A 21446-nucleotide genomic window follows, 5' to 3' on the forward strand; every position below is an offset into this window, starting at 1 on the left:
GGGGTTGTGATTACAGGATGCGGCTAATTAATCGGTCGATGCGGATACGGCGCAAACGGCGGATGAGTTTACGAACCTTCACCGGATAATCGGCAATACTTTGCAGATCGCGGTAGTGCTTAACGATGGTGGTATGCTCGCGGATCAGATCCAGTTCTTTCTCTCGCTGTGGCGCAAGCTCCAGTTGCGGATCGTGGATCAAAATGGCGTTTTCCAGATCCAGACGCCAGGCGCGCGGGTTCAGGTTATTACCGGTGATCAACATCCACTTATCATCAACCCACATCCCTTTCAGGTGATAGGTGTTGTCGTCATCTTTCCATAACCGAACTACTAACTGGTCAGTGTTGACGTAATACTGTAAACGACTCAGGAAACGACGCAGATTGATCTCATAGAGATAAGGCAATGCGCCAATTATCTTGAAAGGTTCATCTTCCGGAATGTAGAAGTCATTCGCGGTTTTATCACCAACAATAATTTCGACCTTTTTCCCTTCGCGCAGCAACTGGATAATATTGCGCACAAGGATTGCTGGTAGGTTGAAGTAAGGTGTGCAGATGGTTAGTTTCTGCTCGGCACAAGGCATAAGATGGAAAATAGTCTTGTTCAACAGACTCGATTTCCCCAGCCCCACTAGCGGCGTTACGGAAAGCTGATCGTTGTCGGCATCGCCCTGGAAATGATAAGCGGCATCACGCAGCTCCTGGCGGAACAGACGAATATCGTTCTTGATTTCCGGGCTTTTTGGCCGATTAACATCATCCAGACGATTAACGCCGCGGCCATTCATAATATTCTGTGTAACCCATTCAAACATAATGTCTGACATCTTACGGTTACGGATCAGATGATAACGGTCGTAGCGATATTTATCGTGCTGATGCAGGTAAACATCGTTCAGGCTGGCACCGCTATAAAGTACGCTATCGTCGATGATAAAGCCTTTAAAGTGCAGAACACCAAGGGCTTCACGGGTATTGATTGGAACGCCATAAACCGGAACATCTACGCCCGGATTTTCCTGCGCCATGCGGCAGTACCAGTCAGCGTTAGTGTTAGATGCCGCAGCGCCAATGCGTCCACGTTGTGCACGATGCCAGTCGACCAGCACCCGCACATCCAGTTCCGGACGCTGCCTTTTAGCCTCATACAACGCGTTCAGAATGCCTTTGCCACCGTCATCCTGTTCGAGATACAGGGCGACAATGCAAATGCGCTGCTTCGCGCTGGCTATTTTTTCCAGCAGCGTCTCCCGGAAGTCGGCGGGAGCGTAAAAGAAATCGACATCATCAACTGATTGAGAAATCTTGGGTAGTTGGGCAAGGTGTTGTTGATGTTTATTACGCTTAAATTTTGACAACATCACAGTGCATTTCTTCTCTGTTCATTGAAGGGTCCTCTGTGCAATGCAGACGACATAAGCGGGCAATAATAACACCAGTCCCGATTAAGTGGTCAACATTTCCAGTACCTTACTCATGATTCCTCGCGCTGGGCAAGATTTAGCGTAAGCCCAACGATCCCCTCTTCGAGCTGGATATCAACGTTAAACCCGAGCTTGCGGGCCAGCGCCACCATGCCACGATTGTTTGGCATCGTAATACCATTCAGACGTTGTAGTCCGTGATCTCGCGTATAGGTAATCAACTTTTCCATTAAGCGTCGACCTAAGCCTAACCCTTTGAGATCCGAGCGAACCAGCACGGCAAATTCGGCATCGATGTTATCAGGGTCGGAGATCGCACGTGTGACGCCGAGGATCTCTTCCGTTTGATCAATTCGTCGTACCGCTACAAATGCCATTTCCCGATCGTAGTCGATCTGCGTCATGTTGGCTAAATCTTCATGGGTAAATTCGTTGATCTCGCTAAAGTAGCGGTAATAAAGATCTTCTTTGGTGACTCGCGAAATGAATTGCTGAAGCTGTGGCTCATCTTCTGGCAAAATCGGGCGGAACAAGCAGCGTTCACCGTTTTTCAATTCTACCCATTCTTCCAGCTGATGCGGATAAGGGCGCACAGCCAGCCGGCTCTCGTTATCACCTTCAAACGGCGCGATATCCAGCGTGACATCCAGCGCGGTAAATTCACTGCCAGAAGCCAGCAAAGGATGAATATCCAGACGCTGAATTTCCGGGCAATCGACAATCAAGTTGGAAACCTGCACCAGAAGCTGGCTCAAGCCTGCAACATCCAATGGGCGTAGCGCACTGCGTGCACGAATCTTTTTACTTTTGATCCCCTGAATAACCAGATAGCGGGCCAGGTTCATGTTCAGCGGCGGCAGTGCGACGACGGCTTGATCTTCAGGACGCCACTCCACACCGCCTTCACCCAGCATGATTAACGGCCCGAAAACCGGATCGTGCTCAACCACAACCCGCAACTCCTGAGCGCCAGCACGGTTAGCCATACTTTGCACCAACAGGCCGTGGACCCGCGCCTGCGGCCAGGCCATTTTTACGCGATCGAAAATAGCGTTTGCCGCTTGCTGGACTTCATTGGCTGTACGTAGGTAGAGCATGACGCCCTGAACTTCCGATTTATGTGGAATATCCGGCGAGCGCAATTTCAGTGCCACCGGATAGCCAATCTGTTTGGCAATATGTACCGCTTCGGTGCTATCACTGGCAATCCAGGTAGGGAGAGTATTCATACCATACGCTTGCAGGATGGGCTGAACTTCATGGGTATCGAGCGACGTAGCCCCTTCGGCAATCGCATGTTGCAACAGAAGATGCGCTTCTGCGGTATTGGAAGTCAGATTGCTGGGCAACGCCGGCGTTTCGCGTAGTTGCTTCTGATTACGCCGGTACTCGACCATATGCATAAAAGCAGTGATGGTTCCTTCCGGAGTACGGTAGGTCGGCAGCCCGGCTTCGCTGAATAAACGTCGTGCCTCTTGCGAGGAGTGCTCGCCGCACCAGTTCGTCAGCAAAGAGACATATTTGCTGCGGGGATGATGCTTTACCGCTTCAATTAATACTTGCGCGCTTTCTGTTGCGGGAGCAGCGGCGCTGGGCGAATGAATAACCATCAGCGCATCAAAATCCTGGCTGTGGAGCAGAATGTCCAGCGTTTTGACATAATGCTCGCTGCTGGCGTCATCGCGCAGATCGAGCGGGTTAGAGATTGCCACATGCCCTGGCAGTGCATCGCGCAGTTTCTGGCAGGTTTCTTCGCTTAGCGTTGCCAGCTTGCCATTGCGTGACCATAAGGCATCCAGCGCCAGCGCGGCAGGCGCAGCACCGTTGCTGATAATCATCAACCGGTCGCCACGCAGCGGGCGCATATGGCTAAGGGTTTCCACCGCCGAAAACAGTTCGTGGGTGTCCTGTACCCGCAACAAACCGGCACGCTGAATAGCTGCATCCCACGCCGGATCCATTCCTGCCGTGGTGTTCAACAGACGTTGAGCCGCCGGGCTACGTCCGCTTTTAATCACCAGAATCGGTTTATTACGTGAGGCGCTACGGGCCGCCGAAACAAAACGTCGCGCATCACTTAATTGTTCGAGATAGAGCAGGATGGCGCTGGTTTTACTGTCGCGCGCCAAATAGTCGAGCAATTCATCAACGTCGATATCCAGGCTGTCGCCGAGCGCAATAAAGTAGGAAAAGCCCATCTCACGCTGTTGCGCCCAGTCGAGGATGGTGTTGGAGACAGCAGCCGATTGCGAAATAAACGCCAGCTTGCCGCGTTTAATCGGCACAGGTGAAAAGCTGGCATTCAGACCTTGCCAGGGAGCCAGTAAGCCCAGACTGTTTGGTCCTAGCAGGCGCATGTTATGGCGCAGGGCGCAGGCGCGGAGATCTTCGTGTTGCGATGCCGGGGCGGAAAGAATAATGCAGGTTTTACAGCCTTTCTCGCCGAGCTCTTCCAGAAGAGCAAGATTACGGCTGGCATTGGTACATAAAACCGCAAGGTCGGGTGTAAAGGGCAAGCGGGCAATACCCGGCCAGGCCAACACACCCAACACCGCTTTCCAGGCTGGCGTCACCGGGAGTACCGGTCCGTTAAAGCCTCCCGCCAGCAGGTTACGCATCATCAGGTAACCTGCGCGATTGGGTTTCATCGATGCGCCAATTACCGCAATCGATTTTGGTCGCAGTAGTGCTTCCAGTCCTCGCTGACTCATACCGGTCTCCCGCAGAAGTGACCGAATGATTTTAAACGCTTTCTAACTGTTCTGCTGTGATGCTTCCCGGATGTTGCGTTTTTCCTGCCAGATAGCGTGTTTTAAAGCGGGTAAAATGCTCGCCTAACCCTGTCGCCGCCCTGGTATCGCCGGCCATATCTAACAGTGCGATGGCTACCTCGGCAGTACAATATTGGCCTTCAGCCTGGGCTTCACGCAGGCGATAGGCAGAAAGCCGAGAAAGATCGACGGAAATGACGGGAAGATTATCCAGATACGGACTTTTACGAAACATCTTGCGAGCTTCTGGCCAGGTACCATCGAGCATGATAAATAGCGGAGGCTTACCGGCAGGTGGTGTGAAGATCACTTCCCGTTGCTCATCAGCATACGAAGCGGGAAAGACCACCATTGGCTGATAGTCCGGGTTTTGCACCAGATCCAGCAAATCTTGCGAGGGTTCGGTACGCGACCATTGAAACGCAACGGTATCAGGCAAAATATCAGCAATCAGACGCCCGGTATTACTGGGCTTCATTGGCTCGGTGTCGAACATCAGCAAACAGAAGCGACTTTTTGCTTGTGCTGGGGTAATTGTCGAACAGAGACATAATTTCTCTGGCAAAAGACAGCGTTGGCAGCGACGAACGCGATTACCGCGGGCAAGAAAAGGACGTGTTGCACGCGCAATACGCTCGGCGCGTAACTGGAGAACAGCGTTTTCGGTCATAAGGGAGCGTCGAAAAAACGCCATTGTCGCAGAGGAGAAAACGGGGCACAAGATGCGCCCCGGTAAGATTAAAGAGATTCATTCAGCCAGCTATCGAACGGCGCTTTCGGCACTGCGCCATTAAGCATGTCGACAACCTGACCATTTTTGAAAATCATGATCGTCGGAATACTGCGAATACCAAAGCGGCTGCTCAATTCACGTTCAGCTTCGGTATTCACTTTCACAAAGCGCACTTTACCGCTACGCTCTTGCGCGACATCTTCAAAAATTGGTGCGAAATTACGGCAGGGGCCGCACCACGGTGCCCAGAAGTCGATCACCACAGGTAGATCATCTTTCAGCAATTTGTCGAGCGTTTCACCGGTCGCATTAATCACCTCTCCGTCAAACAAGTCGTGACCGCAGCGTCCGCATTTTGCCGCATCTTCGATCCGATCGTCGGGAATGCGATTGATGGCCTGACAATGGGTACAAACGGTATTCATAACTAACCTCGGGATGAGTAAGGAGACTTATCGGCAACGACGCCGGTATGTTTCTAATATGTTACATATTATCGGGGACATTGTTCCAGACAACAATCTGTTTTATTCAATGGGTATGATAGACACAGGCTTTGGAACGAAATCATGGCGAACCGCGCGGACTTCGGGTAATCTGCGCGCTTCGCGCAGCGCTGGTGGAGAAAAGCATGAACGATGAAATGAAAGGTAAAAGCGGCAAGGTCAAAGTGATGTATGTCCGCAGTGATGATGATTCTGATAAACGTACCCACAACCCGCGTACCGGGAAAGGGGGCGGGCGTCCAGGAAAATCTCGTACTGACGGTGGCCGTCGCCCCGCCCGCGATGACAAACAGAGTCAGCACCGTGACCGCAAGTGGGAAGATTCGCCGTGGCGCACGGTTTCCCGCGCGCCGGGTGATGAGACGCCGGAAAAGGCCGATCACGGTGGCATCAGTGGTAAAAGTTTTATTGATCCGGAAGTTTTGCGTCGTCAGCGTGCGGAAGAAACCCGCGTCTACGGCGAAAACGCCTGTCAGGCACTGTTCCAGAGCCGTCCGGAAGCGATTGTTCGCGCCTGGTTTATCCAGAGCGTAACGCCACGTTTTAAAGGAGCCTTGCGCTGGATGGCGGCAAACCGCAAAGCGTACCATGTGGTGGATGAAGCGGAACTGACAAAAGCGTCAGGCACGGAACATCACGGCGGCGTTTGCTTCCTGATCAAAAAGCGTAACGGTACAACCGTGCAGCAGTGGGTAAGCCAGGCAGGCGCGCAGGATTGTGTACTGGCCCTGGAAAACGAATCTAACCCGCATAACCTGGGCGGCATGATGCGTAGCTGTGCGCACTTCGGCGTGAAAGGTGTTGTGGTGCAGGATGCAGCACTGCTGGAGTCTGGGGCGGCTATCCGTACCGCAGAAGGCGGCGCAGAGCACGTTCAGCCGATTACTGGCGACAACATTGTTAACGTGCTGGATGATTTCCGTCAGGCGGGTTACACCGTAGTGACAACTTCCAGCGAGCAGGGTAAACCGCTGTTCAAAACCAGTCTGCCAGCGAAAATGGTACTGGTGCTGGGTCAGGAATATGAAGGGTTACCGGATGCCGCACGCGATCCGAACGATCTGCGCGTGAAGATTGATGGTACTGGCAACGTTGCCGGGCTGAATATCTCTGTCGCAACCGGCGTTCTTCTTGGCGAATGGTGGCGTCAGAATAAAGCCTGATAAATCAGCCGGATGGCAACTCTGCCATCCGGCATTTTCCCGCAAATTTACTCACTCTCTGCCGGTAATACTGGCATCCAGTCAATCGGCGTCTCGCCACGTTGTTCCAGCCACTGATTTGCCAGCACAAAATGGTTGCAGCCAAAGAATCCACGATGCGCCGAAAGCGGCGACGGATGCGGTGCTTTCAGTACATGATGGCGTTGCTTATCTATAATCGCCCCTTTCTTTTGCGCATGTGATCCCCACAACAAAAACACCACGCCTTCGCGATGCTGATTTATGAGGCTGATGACTTTATCAGTAAACGTCTCCCAGCCGAGGCTGGCGTGGGAATGCGCCTGACCAGCGCGAACCGTCAAGACAGTATTGAGCAGCAGAACACCCTGACGCGCCCAGCTTTCAAGGTAACCATGATTAGGGCGGGTGAAACCGGGAATAGTATTTTCCAGCTCTTTATACATATTCAGCAGTGACGGTGGTGTCGCAATGCCGGGGCGAACGGAAAATGCCAGACCATGCGCCTGTCCTGGTCCGTGATAAGGATCCTGACCGAGAATCACCACTTTAACGTCACCCAACTCCGTAAAGCGGAACGCGTTAAAGACATCTTTTTGTGGTGGATAGATAGTGACGCCGGACTGCCGCTCGCTGGCGACGGTCTGAAGGGTATTAAGAAAATAGGGTTGCTGCTTCTCTTCAGCCAGCACATCATGCCAGGTTAATTCGTTAGCCATCTCGCTCTCCTGCGAATCTTTAATCCGCCTAGCTTAACTGCTTCTTTCTACAGAACAAAATCATGCTCATTTTATAGACAAAAAGACATGCAAAAAAATGTAAATTGGTAAAATTTCACATCTGCATAAGTTGATGTAAAACAATAAAATCCATTTGTGACCACACTTGATATATGGTTTTTATTGATTTAAATCAAAGAATCAAGGGTGTTTGAGGAGTATATATACACTCAAGCAACAATGGTTTTACCAATTGGCCGCGACAGGCTGAACAAATCAAATAATTTTGCCGGGGAGGCATCACATGATTACAGGTATCCAGATTACTAAAGCCGCTAACGACGATCTGCTGAACTCTTTCTGGTTGCTGGACAGCGAAAAAGGCGAAGCGCGTTGCATCGTTGCGAAAGCAGGTTTTGCAGAAGACGAAGTGGTTGCAGTAAGCAAACTGGGTGACATTGAATACCGTGAAGTTCCAGTAGAAGTGAAACCAGAAGTTCGCGTTGAAGGTGGTCAACACCTGAATGTTAACGTTCTGCGTCGTGAAACGCTGGAAGATGCAGTTAAGCATCCGGAAAAATATCCGCAGCTGACCATCCGTGTATCCGGTTATGCAGTTCGCTTTAACTCTCTGACTCCGGAACAGCAGCGCGACGTTATCGCTCGTACCTTTACTGAAAGCCTGTAAGGCTTAAGTAGCAAGTTACTAAGCGGAAGAGGGCGACCTCTTCCGCTTTTTTTCGTTAATAGAAAATGCGTACCGCGCAATAGACCAGCAACAGGGCAAGCACGATATTTAACTGGCGACCATACTGGCGAAACAATCGCTGAAACAGATGCCCCGCCAGCGCCCAGCACACATTGCCAAACGTCCCAATCATCGCCAGCAAAACGCTGACGCCAACTACCCAGCTTAGCGCCTGTGTTTGCGGCAGAACAAACGTCGACAGTGCCGTAACACCGTACAAAATGATTTTGACGTTCACAAACTGCAAAGCAAAGCTGGCCCAAAAACTGATTGGTTTTGTCTGAAGTCCGTCTTCCTTTGTTGGGCTGGTGGCGATTTTCCACGCCAGCCAGACAATATATGCCGCCCCCGCCCAACTCAAAAGGTGTACCGCTGCCGGGTCAATCACTGCCAGTGAAAATGAAATGCCCGCACACAGTAACATCACAATCAAAAATCCCAGACTCATCCCTGCCAGCACACGGGTACTTTGACGAAATCCATGCGACGTAGCAGAGCTAAGGGCGAGAATATTGTTCGGTCCTGGCGTCATGGCGGTAATCAGGGTGTAAGTCCAAAAAGCACTTAAAAGGGTCGGTGTCACTTGTTATCTCCTCTGTTTTGGTAGACAGTACCCGACACGGAACATTTAAAAAAATGAATGTTTTTACATTCTAAATTCGATATTTTCGATAGGTTTGGGGTTATGGATCTGCGCCGTTTTATTACACTTAAAACCGTGGTGGAAGAGGGTTCCTTTTTGCGAGCTTCGCAAAAATTGTGCTGCACACAATCGACGGTGACTTTTCATATTCAGCAGCTTGAGCAGGAGTTCTCGGTACAATTGTTTGAGAAAATTGGTCGACGAATGTGCCTTACCCGCGAAGGAAAAAAGCTGCTGCCGCACATCTATGAACTTACCCGAGTGATGGATACGCTTCGTGAGGCTGCGAAAAAAGAGTCGGATCCGGACGGGGAACTACGCGTTATTTCAGGCGAAACGTTGCTCTCTTATCGAATGCCGCAGGTGTTGCAGCGTTTTCGGCAACGCGCTCCAAAAGTGCGTTTATCGTTGCAGTCGCTGAACTGTTACGTGATCCGTGATGCGCTACTGAATGATGAGGCCGATGTCGGGGTTTTTTATCGCGTAGGGAATGATGATGCTCTGAACCGACGAGAGTTGGGTGAACAACCGCTGGCGCTGGTGGCTTCACCGCAAATTGCAGATGTCGATTTTACTGAGCCGGGAAGACATAACGCCTGTAGCTTTATTATCAACGAACCACAATGTGTCTTCCGGCAGATATTTGAGAGCACGCTGCGCCAGCGGCGGATCACGGTGGAAAACACCATTGAGCTTATAAGTATCGAAAGCATCAAGCGTTGTGTCGCGGCAAATATCGGAGTCAGTTACCTGCCGCGTTTTGCGGTGGTAAAAGAGTTGGAGTGCGGAGAATTAATTGAATTGCCTTTTGGCGAACAGTCGCAGACCATTACGGCAATGTGCGCTCACCATGCCGGAAAAGCGGTTAGCCCGGCGATGCACACTTTTATTCAGTGTGTTGAAGAGTGTTTTTTGCCGGGATAAAAACAATGCCGGGCTTAAACCCGGCATTGAGATTACTCTTCTGTCGTTTGCGGTGGCACGCCCGTTCCGCTTGGTTTACGGCGCTTACCAATATTTTTGGTGTCGCGATGGCGTTTTTTCACCCGCGGCTTCTCTTTCTCTTTAGCTTTTTTCTTCTCGGCGCGTTTTGCCAGTACTTTCTTCGATGGCTTGCCGGTCTGCTTCTCGCTTGGCGCACGCGTTTTCGGGCGTAACTCGTCAATTACGCGAGCTTTAATTGGTTCTTCAATATAGCGACCAACTTTGCCCAGCAGCAGATGGTCATGGGCTTCCACCAGCGAAATCGCGGTGCCTTTACGACCGGCGCGCGCGGTACGTCCGATACGGTGCAAATAAGTATCGCCACTGCGCGGCATATCGAAGTTAAAGACGTGGCTGACGTCAGGAATGTCGATACCGCGCGCGGCAACATCGGTAGCAACCAGTACGTTTACGCGGCCTTCGGTCAAGCGTTTAATCGCTTCGTTACGCTTGCCTTGTACCATCTCACCTTCGAGATAGCAGTTGTTGATGCCTGCTTCGCGCAGCCAGTTTGCCAGCTCATGCACACGCTCACGCTTACGCACAAACACAATTGAGCGGGTCGCTTCCGGCTGTTTTAACAGATGCACCAGCAACGCGGTTTTATGCTCAAGATCATCGGCGCGGTAATACCACTGATGAATTTTTTTGCGCTCACGGGTAGACGGATTGGCAGAAACTTCCACCGGATCTTCCAACAGACGCTCGGCAAAGTCCTGAATCGCATCGCCTTCCAGCGTTGCCGAAAAGAGCAGGGTCTGTTTACGCCAGCGCGTTTCGCCAGCAATATGTTCGATATCCTGGGCGAAGCCCATATCCAGCATACGGTCTGCTTCGTCGAGGATCAGCGTTTCAACCGCGCGGCAATCGAAGTTCTCTTCTTTTATGTATTGCAGCAGACGTCCGGTCGTGGCGACCACAATGTCCTGGTTTTCGCTGAACACTTCTGCGTGGTTCATATAGGCCACGCCGCCGGTGATGGTGGCAATATCCAGATGCGTATGTTTCGCCAGTTCGCGGGCATGATCGGCCACCTGCATCGCCAGTTCGCGAGTCGGGGTGAGGATCAAAATACGCGGCGGACCGGATTTCTTACGTGGGAAATCGAGCAGGTGCTGCAACGCTGGCAGCAGATACGCCGCCGTTTTACCGGTGCCTGTCGGCGCAGAACCGAGTACATCACGGCCATCGAGCGCAGGCGGAATGGCGGCAGCCTGAATGGCGGTCGGGCGAGTGAAACCTTTATCCTGGAGGGCTTCCAGCAGGCTTTCGTCGAGTTCAAGTTCGGAAAAAGTCGTTACAGTCATGTTCTACCTCTGTGTGGGGCGCTGATTATAGACGTTACGGCTGCAATCTTCATCTGTTTGTATGGATATCGCTTCTCGGGTATTGTTCTCACCCGGTGCTATCGCCGTTTTTCCTGCAAGGTTTTATTTTCATGTCACAGTCTACATCCGTGTTTCGTCGTAATGGATTTACTTTTAAACAGTTTTTTGTTGCTCACGATCGCTGTGCGATGAAAGTGGGAACGGATGGCATTTTGCTGGGCGCATGGGCACCTGTGGCTGGGGTAAAACGTTGCCTTGATATCGGCGCGGGTAGCGGGTTGTTGGCATTAATGCTGGCGCAGCGAACAGATGACAGCGTGATGATTGATGCAGTTGAACTGGAAAGTGAAGCTGCCGCGCAAGCGCAGGAAAATATCAACCAGTCCCCGTGGGCAGAGCGGATTAACGTCCATACGGCGGATATTCTGCAGTGGATCACACTGCAGACAGTACGCTTCGATTTAATCATCAGCAACCCACCTTACTATCAGCAGGGAGTAGAGTGCGCGACACCTCAACGGGAACAGGCTCGCTATACCACTACGCTTGATCACCCATCGTTGCTGACTTGTGCGGCGGAGTGCATTACCGAAGAGGGATTTTTCTGCGTGGTGCTGCCAGAGCAGATTGGTAATGGTTTTACTGAACTGGCATTAAGTATGGGCTGGCATTTACGTTTGCGGACGGATGTGGCGGAAAACGAAGCGCGACTGCCGCATCGGGTGCTGCTGGCATTCTCCCCGCAGGCGGGAGAATGCTTTAGCGATCGCTTAGTCATTCGTGGGCCAGACCAGAACTATTCCGAAGCGTATACGGCGCTGACCCAGGCTTTTTATCTGTTTATGTAATGATTGCCGGCAGAAAGGATCGATGGACCGGAATGCGTGAGCAGTTCCGGATAATCCAGCGTGAAATGCAGGCCACGGCTCTCCTTGCGCATCATCGCACAGCGAACAATCAACTCGGCAACCTGTACCAGATTACGCAGCTCCAGCAAATTATTTGAGACGCGGAAATGGGCGTAATATTCGTCTATTTCTTGTTGGAGCATGGTTATCCGCCGCAGGGCGCGTTCCAGGCGCTTCGTTGTGCGCACAATGCCAACGTAATCCCACATAAACAGACGTAGCTCGTGCCAGTTATGCTGAATTACTACCCGTTCGTCAGGGTTCTCAACGCGGCTTTCATCCCACGGCGGTAACGTACTGACGCCGTGGGCATAAGGTATACGTCTGCTGATATCTTCTGCCGCCGACCAGCCATAGACCAGACACTCCAGCAATGAATTCGAGGCCATGCGGTTAGCGCCGTGTAAGCCGGTATAACTCACTTCGCCAATGGCATACAAACCCTCGACGTCCGTACGCCCATGATCATCAACCATTACACCACCGCAGGTATAATGTGCAGCAGGCACAATCGGCACGGGTTTTTTCGTGAGATCTATCCCCAGCCCGAGCAATTTTTCATAAATCATCGGGAAATGCTGGCGAATAAAATCGGCGGGCTTATGGCTAATATCAAGGAACATACAATCTGCGCCGAGGCGTTTCATTTCATGGTCAATGGCGCGGGCGACAATATCGCGCGGGGCCAGTTCGCCGCGCTCATCAAAATCGGGCATAAAACGCGTGCCATCCGGGCGCTTGAGATAAGCGCCTTCGCCGCGCAGTGCTTCCGTTAACAGGAAATTGCGTGCCTGTGGGTGATACAGCGCGGTAGGGTGGAACTGATTAAATTCGAGATTGGCAATCCGGCAGCCTGCGCGCCACGCCATAGCAATGCCATCGCCAGAAGAAATATCCGGATTGGTGGTGTACTGATAAACTTTTGAAGCACCGCCGGTTGCCAGTACCACTGCTTTTGCGTGGCAGGTTTCAACCGTTTCTTTATTTCGGTTCCATACCCACGCGCCAACAACCCGTCGCGTGCCCGGCAGGCCAATTTTGTCAGAAACAATCAGATCAACCGCGTTGCTGCGCTCCAGCACGCGAATATTCGGATGGTTCTGCGCCTTGCCCACCAGCGTGGTTTCTACTTCTCTACCGGTGGCGTCGGCGGCATGAAGAATACGACGGTGACTATGTCCACCTTCACGAGTCAGATGGTAGCTTTCTTCGCCATTCGGCTGAATGTGGGTATCAAACAACACCCCCTGGTCGATTAGCCATTGCACACAGGATCGTGCATTACTGGCGACAAATTCAACTGCATGGCGATCGCAAATACCAGCCCCGGCAATCAATGTGTCTTCCACATGCGAGTCAATGCTGTCAGTTTCATCAAACACGGCGGCAATACCGCCCTGGGCATAAAATGTTGAACCTTCCGTTACCGGGCCTTTACTTAGAACGATGACCTGATGCTGGTCAGCCAGGCGCAGCGCCAGTGAAAGTCCGGCTGCGCCGCTACCGATAATCAACACGTCACATGAATGTTCAGGGAGAGTATTCATTTTCTTTGTTTAATTTACTAAACACGGTTTGGTCAGCATAACATCATGTTGTGCGAATAAACACCTGCTATTTTAATATTTGTTACAGTGACTAAACACGCTGCCTCAGGGCGGCGAGAAAACGAGAAGTTACTGGCTGGTGGAGGATTAGGTGGTGAAATAAAAAGGCCGTTGGGTTACTCTTCAGGCAGTTAAATGGGCATTTCTACACAGATAATGCGATGTTCAGATTCTGTAGACTTATAATGATAGATAATGATCCGTCTACAGCATGACAAACAAAAACAGATGCGTTACGGAACTTTACAAAAACGAGACACTCTAACCCTTTGCTTGCTCAAATTGCAGCTAATGGAGTGGCGTTTCGATAGCGCGTGGAAATTTGGTTTGGGGAGACTTTACCTCGGATGAGCGAGCAGTTAACGGACCAGGTCCTGGTTGAACGGGTCCAGAAGGGAGATCAGAAAGCCTTTAACTTACTGGTAGTGCGCTATCAGCATAAAGTGGCGAGTCTGGTTTCCCGCTATGTGCCGTCGGGTGATGTTCCCGATGTGGTACAAGAAGCTTTTATTAAAGCCTATCGTGCGCTGGATTCGTTCCGGGGAGATAGCGCTTTTTATACATGGCTGTATCGGATTGCTGTAAATACAGCGAAAAATTACCTGGTTGCTCAGGGGCGTCGTCCACCTTCCAGTGATGTGGATGCCATTGAAGCTGAAAACTTCGAAAGTGGCGGCGCGTTGAAAGAAATTTCGAACCCTGAGAACTTAATGTTGTCAGAAGAACTGAGACAGATAGTTTTCCGAACTATTGAGTCCCTCCCGGAAGATTTACGCATGGCAATAACCTTGCGGGAGCTGGATGGCCTGAGCTATGAAGAGATAGCCGCTATCATGGATTGTCCGGTAGGTACGGTGCGTTCACGTATCTTCCGAGCGAGGGAAGCTATTGATAACAAAGTTCAACCGCTTATCAGGCGTTGACGATAGCGGGATACTGGATAAGGGTATTAGGCATGCAGAAAGAACAACTTTCCGCTTTAATGGATGGCGAAACGCTGGATAGTGAGCTGCTTAACGAACTGGCTCATAACCCAGAAATGCAGAAAACCTGGGAAAGCTATCACTTGATCCGTGACTCAATGCGGGGTGATACTCCCGAGGTGCTCCATTTCGATATCTCTTCACGTGTGATGGCCGCCATTGAAGAAGAGCCAGTACGTCAACCGGCGACATTGATCCCGGAAGCCCAGCCTGCGCCGCATCAATGGCAGAAAATGCCATTCTGGCAGAAAGTACGTCCGTGGGCGGCACAGCTTACCCAAATGGGCGTAGCAGCATGCGTATCGCTTGCAGTTATCGTTGGCGTCCAGCACTATAATGGGCAATCTGAAACGTCCCAGCAGCCCGAAACGCCAGTATTTAATACACTGCCGATGATGGGTAAAGCCAGCCCGGTTAGTCTGGGAGTACCTTCTGAAGCGACCGCAAATAATGGTCAACAGCAGCAGGTACAGGAGCAGCGTCGTCGCATTAATGCAATGTTGCAGGATTACGAACTGCAACGCCGACTCCACTCTGAACAGCTTCAGTTTGAGCAGGCACAAACTCAGCAAGCCGCTGTACAGGTGCCAGGAATTCAAACTTTAGGAACGCAATCGCAGTAATGAAGCAACTTTGGTTTGCCATGTCATTAGTGACAGGTAGCCTGTTATTCTCTGCTAACGCCTCGGCCACTCCCGCGTCCGGGGCGTTATTACAGCAGATGAACCTGGCCAGTCAGTCACTGAATTACGAGCTGTCATTCATCAGCATCAATAAACAGGGTGTTGAGTCTCTGCGTTATCGACATGCACGCCTCGATAACCGTCCGCTTGCACAGCTGTTGCAAATGGATGGCCCGCGCCGGGAAGTGGTACAGCGCGGCAATGAAATCAGCTACTTTGAGCCGGGCCTTGAACCGTTCACGCTTAATGGCGATTACATTGTTGATTCTCTGCCATCGCTCATTTATACCGATTTCAAACGCCTTTCTCCTTACTACGACTTTATCTCCGTGGGACGCACGCGTATTGCTGATCGTCTTTGCGAAGTCATTCGCGTAGTCGCCCGTGATGGCACACGCTACAGCTACATTGTGTGGATGGACACCGAATCGAAATTACCGATGCGGGTTGATCTCCTTGATCGCGATGGTGAAACGCTGGAACAATTTCGCGTGATTGCTTTTAACGTCAATCAGGATATCAGCAGCAGTATGCAGACGCTGGCGAAGGCAAATTTGCCGCCGTTGCTTTCTGTTCCTGTAGGTGAAAAAGCTAAATTCAGCTGGACGCCAACCTGGTTGCCACAGGGTTTTAGCGAAGTTTCCAGTAGTCGACGTCCGCTACCGACGATGGACAACATGCCTATCGAATCACGTCTCTATTCCGACGGATTATTCAGCTTCTCGGTAAACGTTAACCGCGCTACGCCATCGAGCAGCGATCAGATGTTGCGCACCGGACGCAGAACCGTCAGTACAAGCGTACGTGATAACGCCGAAATCACCATTGTCGGTGAACTGCCGCCGCAAACGGCGAAACGCATTGCCGAGAATATTAAGTTCGGGGCAGCGCAATGATCAAAGAGTGGGCTACCGTCGTCTCCTGGCAAAACGGGCAGGCGCTGGTCAGTTGTGATGTTAAAGCCTCATGCAGCAGCTGCGCTTCACGCGCCGGTTGCGGTAGCCGCGTGTTGAATAAACTTGGCCCGCAAACCACGCATACCATTGTCGTACCCTGTGATGAGCCGTTAGTGCCGGGGCAAAAAGTAGAATTAGGAATCGCCGAAGGCAGCCTGCTTAGCTCCGCATTACTGGTTTATATGTCGCCGCTGGTGGGATTATTCCTCATCGCTTCGCTATTTCAGCTACTCTTTGCTTCTGACGTCGCAGCATTATGTGGTGCGATCCTCGGCGGTTTTGGCGGGTTCCTGATTGCGCGCGGCTACTCGCGTAAGTTTGCTGCCCGGGCAGAATGGCAACCGATCATCTTAAGCGTGGCCTTGCCGCCTGGCCTTGTGCGATTTGAAACATCTTCGGAAGACGCGAGCCAGTGATTTCACTGGCTTTGTTGCATTTTGCATAACAAATGCGAGGACGTTTCCAGATACCACAATCCATACGGTATGAACATTTCCTCGCCTCAATGTTGTAGTGTAGAATGCGGCGTTTCTATTAATACAGACGTTAAGCTCAGAACAGCGACTTCTAAAAGCCTGGTTAACCGGGCATTAAGGCACAATAATCATACTTTATGAAGAATATACGTAACTTTTCGATCATAGCTCACATTGACCACGGTAAATCGACGCTGTCTGACCGTATTATCCAGATCTGCGGTGGCCTGTCTGACCGTGAAATGGAGGCGCAGGTTCTCGATTCCATGGATCTTGAGCGTGAGCGTGGCATTACCATCAAAGCGCAAAGCGTGACGCTGGACTACAAAGCGTCTGACGGCGAAACCTATCAGCTTAACTTTATCGACACCCCGGGCCACGTAGACTTCTCCTATGAAGTTTCTCGTTCGCTGGCTGCATGTGAAGGTGCATTGCTGGTGGTCGACGCCGGGCAGGGCGTAGAAGCGCAAACCCTGGCAAACTGCTACACCGCCATGGAAATGGATCTCGAAGTGGTGCCGGTACTGAACAAGATTGACCTGCCGGCAGCTGATCCTGAACGCGTGGCGGAAGAAATTGAAGATATCGTCGGCATCGACGCCACTGACGCGGTGCGCTGTTCAGCGAAAACCGGCGTTGGCGTGCAGGACGTTCTCGAACGTCTGGTGCGCGACATTCCGCCGCCGGAAGGCGATCCGGAAGGCCCGTTACAGGCACTCATTATCGACTCCTGGTTCGACAACTACCTGGGCGTTGTTTCACTTATCCGTATTAAAAACGGCACCCTGCGTAAGGGCGACAAAGTGAAAGTCATGAGTACCGGGCAGACCTATAACGCCGACCGTCTGGGTATTTTTACGCCAAAACAGGTTGACCGCACTGAACTGAAATGTGGCGAAGTAGGCTGGCTGGTATGTGCGATTAAAGATATCCACGGCGCTCCAGTAGGCGATACCTTAACGCTGGCGCGTAATCCGGCAGAAAAGGCGCTGCCTGGCTTTAAGAAAGTCAAACCGCAGGTATACGCCGGTCTGTTCCCGGTAAGTTCCGACGACTATGAAGCCTTCCGTGACGCGCTGGGTAAACTCAGCCTGAACGATGCCTCACTGTTCTATGAGCCGGAAAGCTCAAGCGCGCTGGGCTTTGGTTTCCGCTGCGGCTTCCTCGGTCTGCTGCACATGGAGATCATCCAGGAACGTCTGGAACGTGAATACGATCTGGATCTGATCACCACTGCGCCGACCGTAGTGTATGAAGTTGAAACCACGTCAAGAGAAGTTATCTACGTCGACAGCCCATCCAAGCTGCCAGCGGTAAATAACATCTACGAACTGCGCGAGCCGATTGCAGAATGTCACATGCTGCTGCCGCAGGCATATCTCGGCAACGTTATTACGCTGTGCGTAGAAAAACGCGGCGTGCAGACCAATATGGTTTACCACGGTAATCAGGTGGCGCTGACGTACGAGATCCCGATGGCGGAAGTGGTGCTCGATTTCTTCGATCGCCTGAAATCTACCTCGCGTGGTTATGCGTCTCTGGATTACAACTTCAAACGCTTCCAGGCGTCCGACATGGTACGTGTAGACGTATTAATCAACGGTGAACGTGTTGATGCGCTGGCGTTGATCACCCACCGTGATAATTCGCAAAACCGCGGTCGCGAGCTGGTGGAGAAGATGAAAGATCTAATCCCACGCCAGCAGTTTGATATCGCTATTCAGGCAGCGATTGGTACGCACATCATTGCGCGATCCACCGTGAAACAGCTGCGTAAAAACGTACTGGCTAAATGTTATGGCGGCGATATCAGCCGTAAGAAAAAGCTGCTGCAGAAGCAGAAAGAAGGTAAGAAACGCATGAAGCAGATCGGTAACGTCGAGCTGCCGCAGGAAGCGTTCCTCGCCATTCTGCACGTCGGCAAAGACAACAAATAACCCTTAGGAGTTGGCATGGCGAATATGTTTGCCCTGATTCTGGTGATTGCCACACTGGTGACGGGCATTTTATGGTGCGTGGATAAATTCTTTTTCGCACCTAAACGGCGGGAACGTCAGGCAGCGGCGCAGGCGGCTGCCGGTGACTCACTGGATAAAGCAACGCTGAAAAAGGTTGCGCCGAAGCCTGGCTGGCTGGAAACCGGTGCTTCTGTTTTTCCGGTACTGGCTATCGTATTGATTGTGCGTTCGTTTATTTATGAACCGTTCCAGATCCCGTCAGGTTCGATGATGCCGACTCTGTTAATCGGTGATTTTATTCTGGTAGAGAAGTTTGCTTATGGCATTAAAGATCCTATCTACCAGAAAACGCTGATCGAAACCGGTCATCCGAAACGCGGCGATATCGTGGTCTTTAAATATCCGGAAGATCCAAAGCTTGATTACATCAAGCGCGCGGTGGGTTTGCCGGGCGATAAAGTCACTTATGATCCGGTCTCAAAAGAGCTGACGATTCAACCGGGATGCAGTTCCGGCCAGGCGTGTGAAAACGCGCTACCGGTCACTTACTCCAACGTGGAACCGAGCGATTTCGTTCAGACCTTCTCACGCCGTAATGGTGGGGAAGCGACCAGCGGATTCTTTGAAGTGCCGAAAAACGAAACCAAAGAAAATGGAATTCGTCTTTCCGAGCGTAAAGAGACATTGGGTGATGTGACGCACCGCATTCTGACAGTGCCGATTGCGCAGGACCAGGTGGGGATGTATTACCAGCAGCCAGGGCAACAACTGGCAACCTGGATTGTTCCGCCGGGACAATACTTCATGATGGGCGACAACCGCGACAACAGCGCGGACAGCCGTTACTGGGGTTTTGTGCCTGAAGCGAATCTGGTCGGTCGGGCAACGGCTATCTGGATGAGCTTCGATAAGCAAGAAGGCGAATGGCCGACTGGTGTGCGCTTAAGTCGCATTGGCGGTATCCATTAATAGCCATCTTCGTTCACGTTGTCGCCGTTATGGCGACAACGTGAATTATTTATGAGATAAATCTCCCGTGGCTAACGACATCCCCCGTCGTTGTGTATAGAATATTCCCCCGAAGTTTAAGGTTGGCACCTCCAGGTTGCCACGGCACACGAAACAGCGTTGGTCCCCATATACCGGTAAACTGAAACTGCAGTGAAGCAGTTAGCCGAGCCATGTATATCAGGTCTGTTTCGTGTGCTGAATTGTTGACGCATTTATTTATTGGTATCGCATGAACCCCATCGTAATTAATCGGCTTCAACGGAAGCTGGGCTACACTTTTAATCATCAGGAACTGTTGCAGCAGGCATTAACTCATCGTAGTGCCAGCAGTAAACATAACGAGCGTTTAGAATTTTTAGGTGACTCTATTCTGAGCTACGTTATCGCCAATGCGCTTTATCACCGTTTCCCTCGTGTGGATGAAGGCGATATGAGCCGGATGCGCGCCACGCTGGTCCGTGGTAATACGCTGGCTGAACTGGCGCGCGAATTTGAGTTAGGTGAGTGCTTACGTTTAGGGCCAGGTGAACTTAAAAGCGGTGGATTTCGTCGTGAGTCAATTCTCGCCGACACCGTCGAGGCATTAATTGGTGGCGTATTCCTCGACAGTGATATTCAAACCGTCGAGAAATTAATCCTCAACTGGTATCAAACTCGTCTGGACGAAATTAGCCCAGGCGATAAACAAAAAGATCCGAAAACGCGTCTGCAGGAATATTTGCAGGGTCGCCATCTGCCGCTGCCAACTTATCTGGTAGTCCAGGTACGTGGCGAAGCGCACGATCAGGAATTTACTATCCACTGCCAGGTCAGCGGCCTGAGTGAACCGGTGGTTGGCACAGGTTCAAGCCGTCGTAAGGCTGAGCAGGCTGCCGCCGAACAGGCGTTGAAAAAACTGGAGCTGGAATGAGCATCGATAAAAGTTACTGCGGATTTATTGCTATCGTCGGACGTCCGAACGTTGGCAAATCCACATTGTTGAACAAACTGCTGGGGCAGAAGATCTCCATCACCTCCCGCAAGGCGCAAACAACTCGTCACCGCATTGTGGGGATCCATACTGAAGGCGCGTATCAGGCGATCTACGTTGATACCCCTGGCCTGCATATGGAAGAAAAACGCGCCATTAACCGCCTGATGAACAAAGCGGCGAGCAGCTCTATCGGCGACGTTGAGCTGGTGATTTTTGTCGTAGAAGGCACCCGCTGGACGCCGGACGATGAAATGGTGCTCAACAAGCTGCGTGATGGCAAAGCGCCGGTAATCCTCGCGGTGAACAAAGTGGACAACGTGCAGGAAAAAGCCGATCTGCTGCCACACTTACAGTTCCTGGCAAGCCAGATGAACTTCCTCGATATCGTGCCGATCTCTGCCGAAACCGGGCTGAATGTCGACACTATCGCGGCAATCGTGCGTAAGCATCTGCCTGAAGCGACCCATCACTTCCCGGAAGATTACATCACCGATCGCTCACAGCGTTTTATGGCGTCTGAAATTATCCGCGAAAAACTGATGCGTTTTCTCGGCGCTGAACTGCCGTACTCCGTGACCGTGGAGATCGAACGTTTCGTCTCTAACGAACGCGGCGGTTATGACATCAACGGTTTGATTCTCGTTGAGCGTGAAGGGCAGAAGAAGATGGTCATTGGCAACAAAGGGGCCAAGATCAAAACCATCGGGATTGAAGCGCGTAAAGACATGCAGGAAATGTTCGAAGCGCCTGTTCACCTTGAGCTGTGGGTAAAAGTGAAATCCGGTTGGGCCGACGACGAACGCGCACTGCGCAGTCTCGGTTATGTTGACGATCTTTAAGAGTAACTCC

General features: G+C 51.5%; 21 protein-coding genes. 13 read left to right on the forward strand and 8 right to left on the reverse strand.

Annotation, left to right across the window (positions count from 1 at the left end; translation table 11 throughout):
- Positions 1–10: 10 nt before the first annotated feature.
- The 4 genes from pssA to trxC form a co-directional block, all read right to left on the reverse strand.
- Positions 11–1366: a CDP-diacylglycerol--serine O-phosphatidyltransferase gene (gene pssA, locus HBM92_RS06265; RefSeq protein ID WP_001305244.1), complete on the reverse strand. Its 1356-nt coding sequence runs from the start codon at positions 1364–1366 to the stop codon at positions 11–13.
- Positions 1367–1479: 113 nt separating this feature from the next.
- Positions 1480–4140, reverse strand: coding sequence for a peptidyl-lysine N-acetyltransferase PatZ (patZ, locus tag HBM92_RS06270; RefSeq protein WP_000083021.1), 2661 nt, complete (start codon positions 4138–4140; stop codon positions 1480–1482).
- 31 nt (positions 4141–4171) lie between these two features.
- Positions 4172–4870: a tRNA-uridine aminocarboxypropyltransferase gene (tapT, locus tag HBM92_RS06275; protein ID WP_001298618.1), complete on the reverse strand. Its 699-nt coding sequence runs from the start codon at positions 4868–4870 to the stop codon at positions 4172–4174.
- Positions 4871–4938: 68 nt separating this feature from the next.
- Positions 4939–5358, reverse strand: coding sequence for a thioredoxin TrxC (gene trxC, locus HBM92_RS06280; protein WP_001098726.1), 420 nt, complete (start codon positions 5356–5358; stop codon positions 4939–4941).
- Positions 5359–5564: 206 nt separating this feature from the next.
- On the opposite strand from trxC, the gene HBM92_RS06285 reads away from it, so the two are divergent.
- Positions 5565–6602: a tRNA/rRNA methyltransferase gene (locus tag HBM92_RS06285; protein ID WP_000997423.1), complete on the forward strand. Its 1038-nt coding sequence runs from the start codon at positions 5565–5567 to the stop codon at positions 6600–6602.
- 47 nt (positions 6603–6649) lie between these two features.
- Here HBM92_RS06285 and ung read toward each other — a convergent pair whose 3' ends face one another.
- On the reverse strand, positions 6650–7339 hold the full coding sequence (gene ung / locus HBM92_RS06290) for a uracil-DNA glycosylase (RefSeq protein WP_001262723.1): 690 nt from the start codon (positions 7337–7339) through the stop codon (positions 6650–6652).
- A gap of 304 nt (positions 7340–7643) precedes the next feature.
- Between ung and grcA the strand changes: the two genes are divergently transcribed.
- The gene (grcA, locus tag HBM92_RS06295) at positions 7644–8027 is read left to right on the forward strand and encodes an autonomous glycyl radical cofactor GrcA (protein ID WP_000627804.1); all 384 of its coding nucleotides are present in this window, start codon (positions 7644–7646) and stop codon (positions 8025–8027) included.
- Positions 8028–8082: 55 nt separating this feature from the next.
- On the opposite strand, the gene eamB is transcribed toward grcA, so the two are convergent.
- Entirely contained in the window at positions 8083–8670 is a 588-nt protein-coding gene (eamB, locus tag HBM92_RS06300; protein WP_000189209.1) for a cysteine/O-acetylserine transporter, read from the reverse strand.
- Positions 8671–8772: 102 nt separating this feature from the next.
- Here eamB and HBM92_RS06305 point away from each other — a divergent pair, with 102 nt between their 5' ends.
- On the forward strand, positions 8773–9654 hold the full coding sequence (locus tag HBM92_RS06305; protein WP_001298616.1) for a LysR family transcriptional regulator: 882 nt from the start codon (positions 8773–8775) through the stop codon (positions 9652–9654).
- 32 nt (positions 9655–9686) lie between these two features.
- On the opposite strand, the gene srmB is transcribed toward HBM92_RS06305, so the two are convergent.
- Complete coding sequence (srmB, locus tag HBM92_RS06310) at positions 9687–11021, reverse strand: ATP-dependent RNA helicase SrmB (protein WP_000219193.1); 1335 nt, start codon at positions 11019–11021, stop codon at positions 9687–9689.
- 131 nt (positions 11022–11152) lie between these two features.
- Between srmB and trmN the strand changes: the two genes are divergently transcribed.
- Positions 11153–11890 (forward strand): tRNA(1)(Val) (adenine(37)-N(6))-methyltransferase TrmN, encoded by a 738-nt coding sequence (gene trmN / locus HBM92_RS06315; protein WP_001443086.1) that lies wholly within the window; start codon positions 11153–11155, stop codon positions 11888–11890.
- Here the strand turns inward: trmN and nadB are convergent.
- Complete coding sequence (nadB, locus tag HBM92_RS06320) at positions 11875–13497, reverse strand: L-aspartate oxidase (protein ID WP_001094473.1); 1623 nt, start codon at positions 13495–13497, stop codon at positions 11875–11877. The genes trmN and nadB overlap by 16 nt on opposite strands.
- 255 nt (positions 13498–13752) lie before the next feature.
- Between nadB and rseD the strand changes: the two genes are divergently transcribed.
- The 9 genes from rseD to era all read left to right on the forward strand — a co-directional run bounded on the left by rseD (position 13753) and on the right by era (position 21436).
- A complete protein-coding gene (gene rseD / locus HBM92_RS06325; protein WP_001303621.1) occupies positions 13753–13908 on the forward strand; it encodes a rpoE leader peptide RseD in 156 nt (51 codons plus the stop codon).
- Positions 13905–14480, forward strand: a complete 576-nt coding sequence (gene rpoE, locus HBM92_RS06330) for an RNA polymerase sigma factor RpoE (protein ID WP_001295364.1) — start codon at positions 13905–13907, stop codon at positions 14478–14480. The genes rseD and rpoE overlap by 4 nt, the downstream gene beginning before the upstream one ends.
- A 32-nt stretch (positions 14481–14512) precedes the next feature.
- On the forward strand, positions 14513–15163 hold the full coding sequence (rseA, locus tag HBM92_RS06335; protein WP_001168459.1) for an anti-sigma-E factor RseA: 651 nt from the start codon (positions 14513–14515) through the stop codon (positions 15161–15163).
- Complete coding sequence (gene rseB, locus HBM92_RS06340) at positions 15163–16119, forward strand: sigma-E factor regulatory protein RseB (RefSeq protein WP_000812048.1); 957 nt, start codon at positions 15163–15165, stop codon at positions 16117–16119. Before rseA ends, rseB begins: the two co-directional genes overlap by 1 nt.
- Positions 16116–16595 carry a SoxR-reducing system protein RseC gene (rseC, locus tag HBM92_RS06345; RefSeq protein ID WP_000589066.1) on the forward strand — a complete coding sequence of 160 codons (480 nt, stop codon included), beginning with the start codon at positions 16116–16118 and terminating at the stop codon, positions 16593–16595. Before rseB ends, rseC begins: the two co-directional genes overlap by 4 nt.
- A 197-nt stretch (positions 16596–16792) precedes the next feature.
- Positions 16793–18592: a translation elongation factor 4 gene (gene lepA / locus HBM92_RS06350; protein WP_000790168.1), complete on the forward strand. Its 1800-nt coding sequence runs from the start codon at positions 16793–16795 to the stop codon at positions 18590–18592.
- A 15-nt stretch (positions 18593–18607) separates the two neighbouring features.
- Positions 18608–19582: a signal peptidase I gene (gene lepB, locus HBM92_RS06355; RefSeq protein WP_000002542.1), complete on the forward strand. Its 975-nt coding sequence runs from the start codon at positions 18608–18610 to the stop codon at positions 19580–19582.
- A 271-nt stretch (positions 19583–19853) separates the two neighbouring features.
- Complete coding sequence (gene rnc / locus HBM92_RS06360) at positions 19854–20534, forward strand: ribonuclease III (protein ID WP_001068343.1); 681 nt, start codon at positions 19854–19856, stop codon at positions 20532–20534.
- Positions 20531–21436 carry a GTPase Era gene (era, locus tag HBM92_RS06365; RefSeq protein WP_000020737.1) on the forward strand — a complete coding sequence of 302 codons (906 nt, stop codon included), beginning with the start codon at positions 20531–20533 and terminating at the stop codon, positions 21434–21436. The genes rnc and era overlap by 4 nt, the downstream gene beginning before the upstream one ends.
- The last annotated feature ends 10 nt before the right edge of the window (positions 21437–21446 follow it).

Origin of the sequence: Escherichia sp. E.sYA108, from assembly GCF_011754335.1 — a bacterium.
GTDB classification, from domain to species: Bacteria; Pseudomonadota; Gammaproteobacteria; order Enterobacterales; family Enterobacteriaceae; genus Escherichia; species Escherichia coli.

Bases quoted from the DNA above. Each gene is read 5' to 3' on its own strand.
- pssA (WP_001305244.1), bottom strand. From the start codon at position 1,366: ATGTTGTCAAAATTTAAGCGTAATAAACATCAACAACACCTTGCCCAA.
- patZ (WP_000083021.1), bottom strand. From the start codon at position 4,140: ATGAGTCAGCGAGGACTGGAAGCACTACTGCGACCAAAATCGATTGCG.
- tapT (WP_001298618.1), bottom strand. From the start codon at position 4,870: ATGACCGAAAACGCTGTTCTCCAGTTACGCGCCGAGCGTATTGCGCGT.
- trxC (WP_001098726.1), bottom strand. From the start codon at position 5,358: ATGAATACCGTTTGTACCCATTGTCAGGCCATCAATCGCATTCCCGAC.
- HBM92_RS06285 (WP_000997423.1), top strand. From the start codon at position 5,565: ATGAACGATGAAATGAAAGGTAAAAGCGGCAAGGTCAAAGTGATGTAT.
- ung (WP_001262723.1), bottom strand. From the start codon at position 7,339: ATGGCTAACGAATTAACCTGGCATGATGTGCTGGCTGAAGAGAAGCAG.
- grcA (WP_000627804.1), top strand. From the start codon at position 7,644: ATGATTACAGGTATCCAGATTACTAAAGCCGCTAACGACGATCTGCTG.
- HBM92_RS06305 (WP_001298616.1), top strand. From the start codon at position 8,773: ATGGATCTGCGCCGTTTTATTACACTTAAAACCGTGGTGGAAGAGGGT.
- srmB (WP_000219193.1), bottom strand. From the start codon at position 11,021: ATGACTGTAACGACTTTTTCCGAACTTGAACTCGACGAAAGCCTGCTG.
- trmN (WP_001443086.1), top strand. From the start codon at position 11,153: ATGTCACAGTCTACATCCGTGTTTCGTCGTAATGGATTTACTTTTAAA.
- nadB (WP_001094473.1), bottom strand. From the start codon at position 13,497: ATGAATACTCTCCCTGAACATTCATGTGACGTGTTGATTATCGGTAGC.
- rseD (WP_001303621.1), top strand. From the start codon at position 13,753: ATGATCCGTCTACAGCATGACAAACAAAAACAGATGCGTTACGGAACT.
- rpoE (WP_001295364.1), top strand. From the start codon at position 13,905: ATGAGCGAGCAGTTAACGGACCAGGTCCTGGTTGAACGGGTCCAGAAG.
- rseA (WP_001168459.1), top strand. From the start codon at position 14,513: ATGCAGAAAGAACAACTTTCCGCTTTAATGGATGGCGAAACGCTGGAT.
- rseB (WP_000812048.1), top strand. From the start codon at position 15,163: ATGAAGCAACTTTGGTTTGCCATGTCATTAGTGACAGGTAGCCTGTTA.
- rseC (WP_000589066.1), top strand. From the start codon at position 16,116: ATGATCAAAGAGTGGGCTACCGTCGTCTCCTGGCAAAACGGGCAGGCG.
- lepA (WP_000790168.1), top strand. From the start codon at position 16,793: ATGAAGAATATACGTAACTTTTCGATCATAGCTCACATTGACCACGGT.
- lepB (WP_000002542.1), top strand. From the start codon at position 18,608: ATGGCGAATATGTTTGCCCTGATTCTGGTGATTGCCACACTGGTGACG.
- rnc (WP_001068343.1), top strand. From the start codon at position 19,854: ATGAACCCCATCGTAATTAATCGGCTTCAACGGAAGCTGGGCTACACT.
- era (WP_000020737.1), top strand. From the start codon at position 20,531: ATGAGCATCGATAAAAGTTACTGCGGATTTATTGCTATCGTCGGACGT.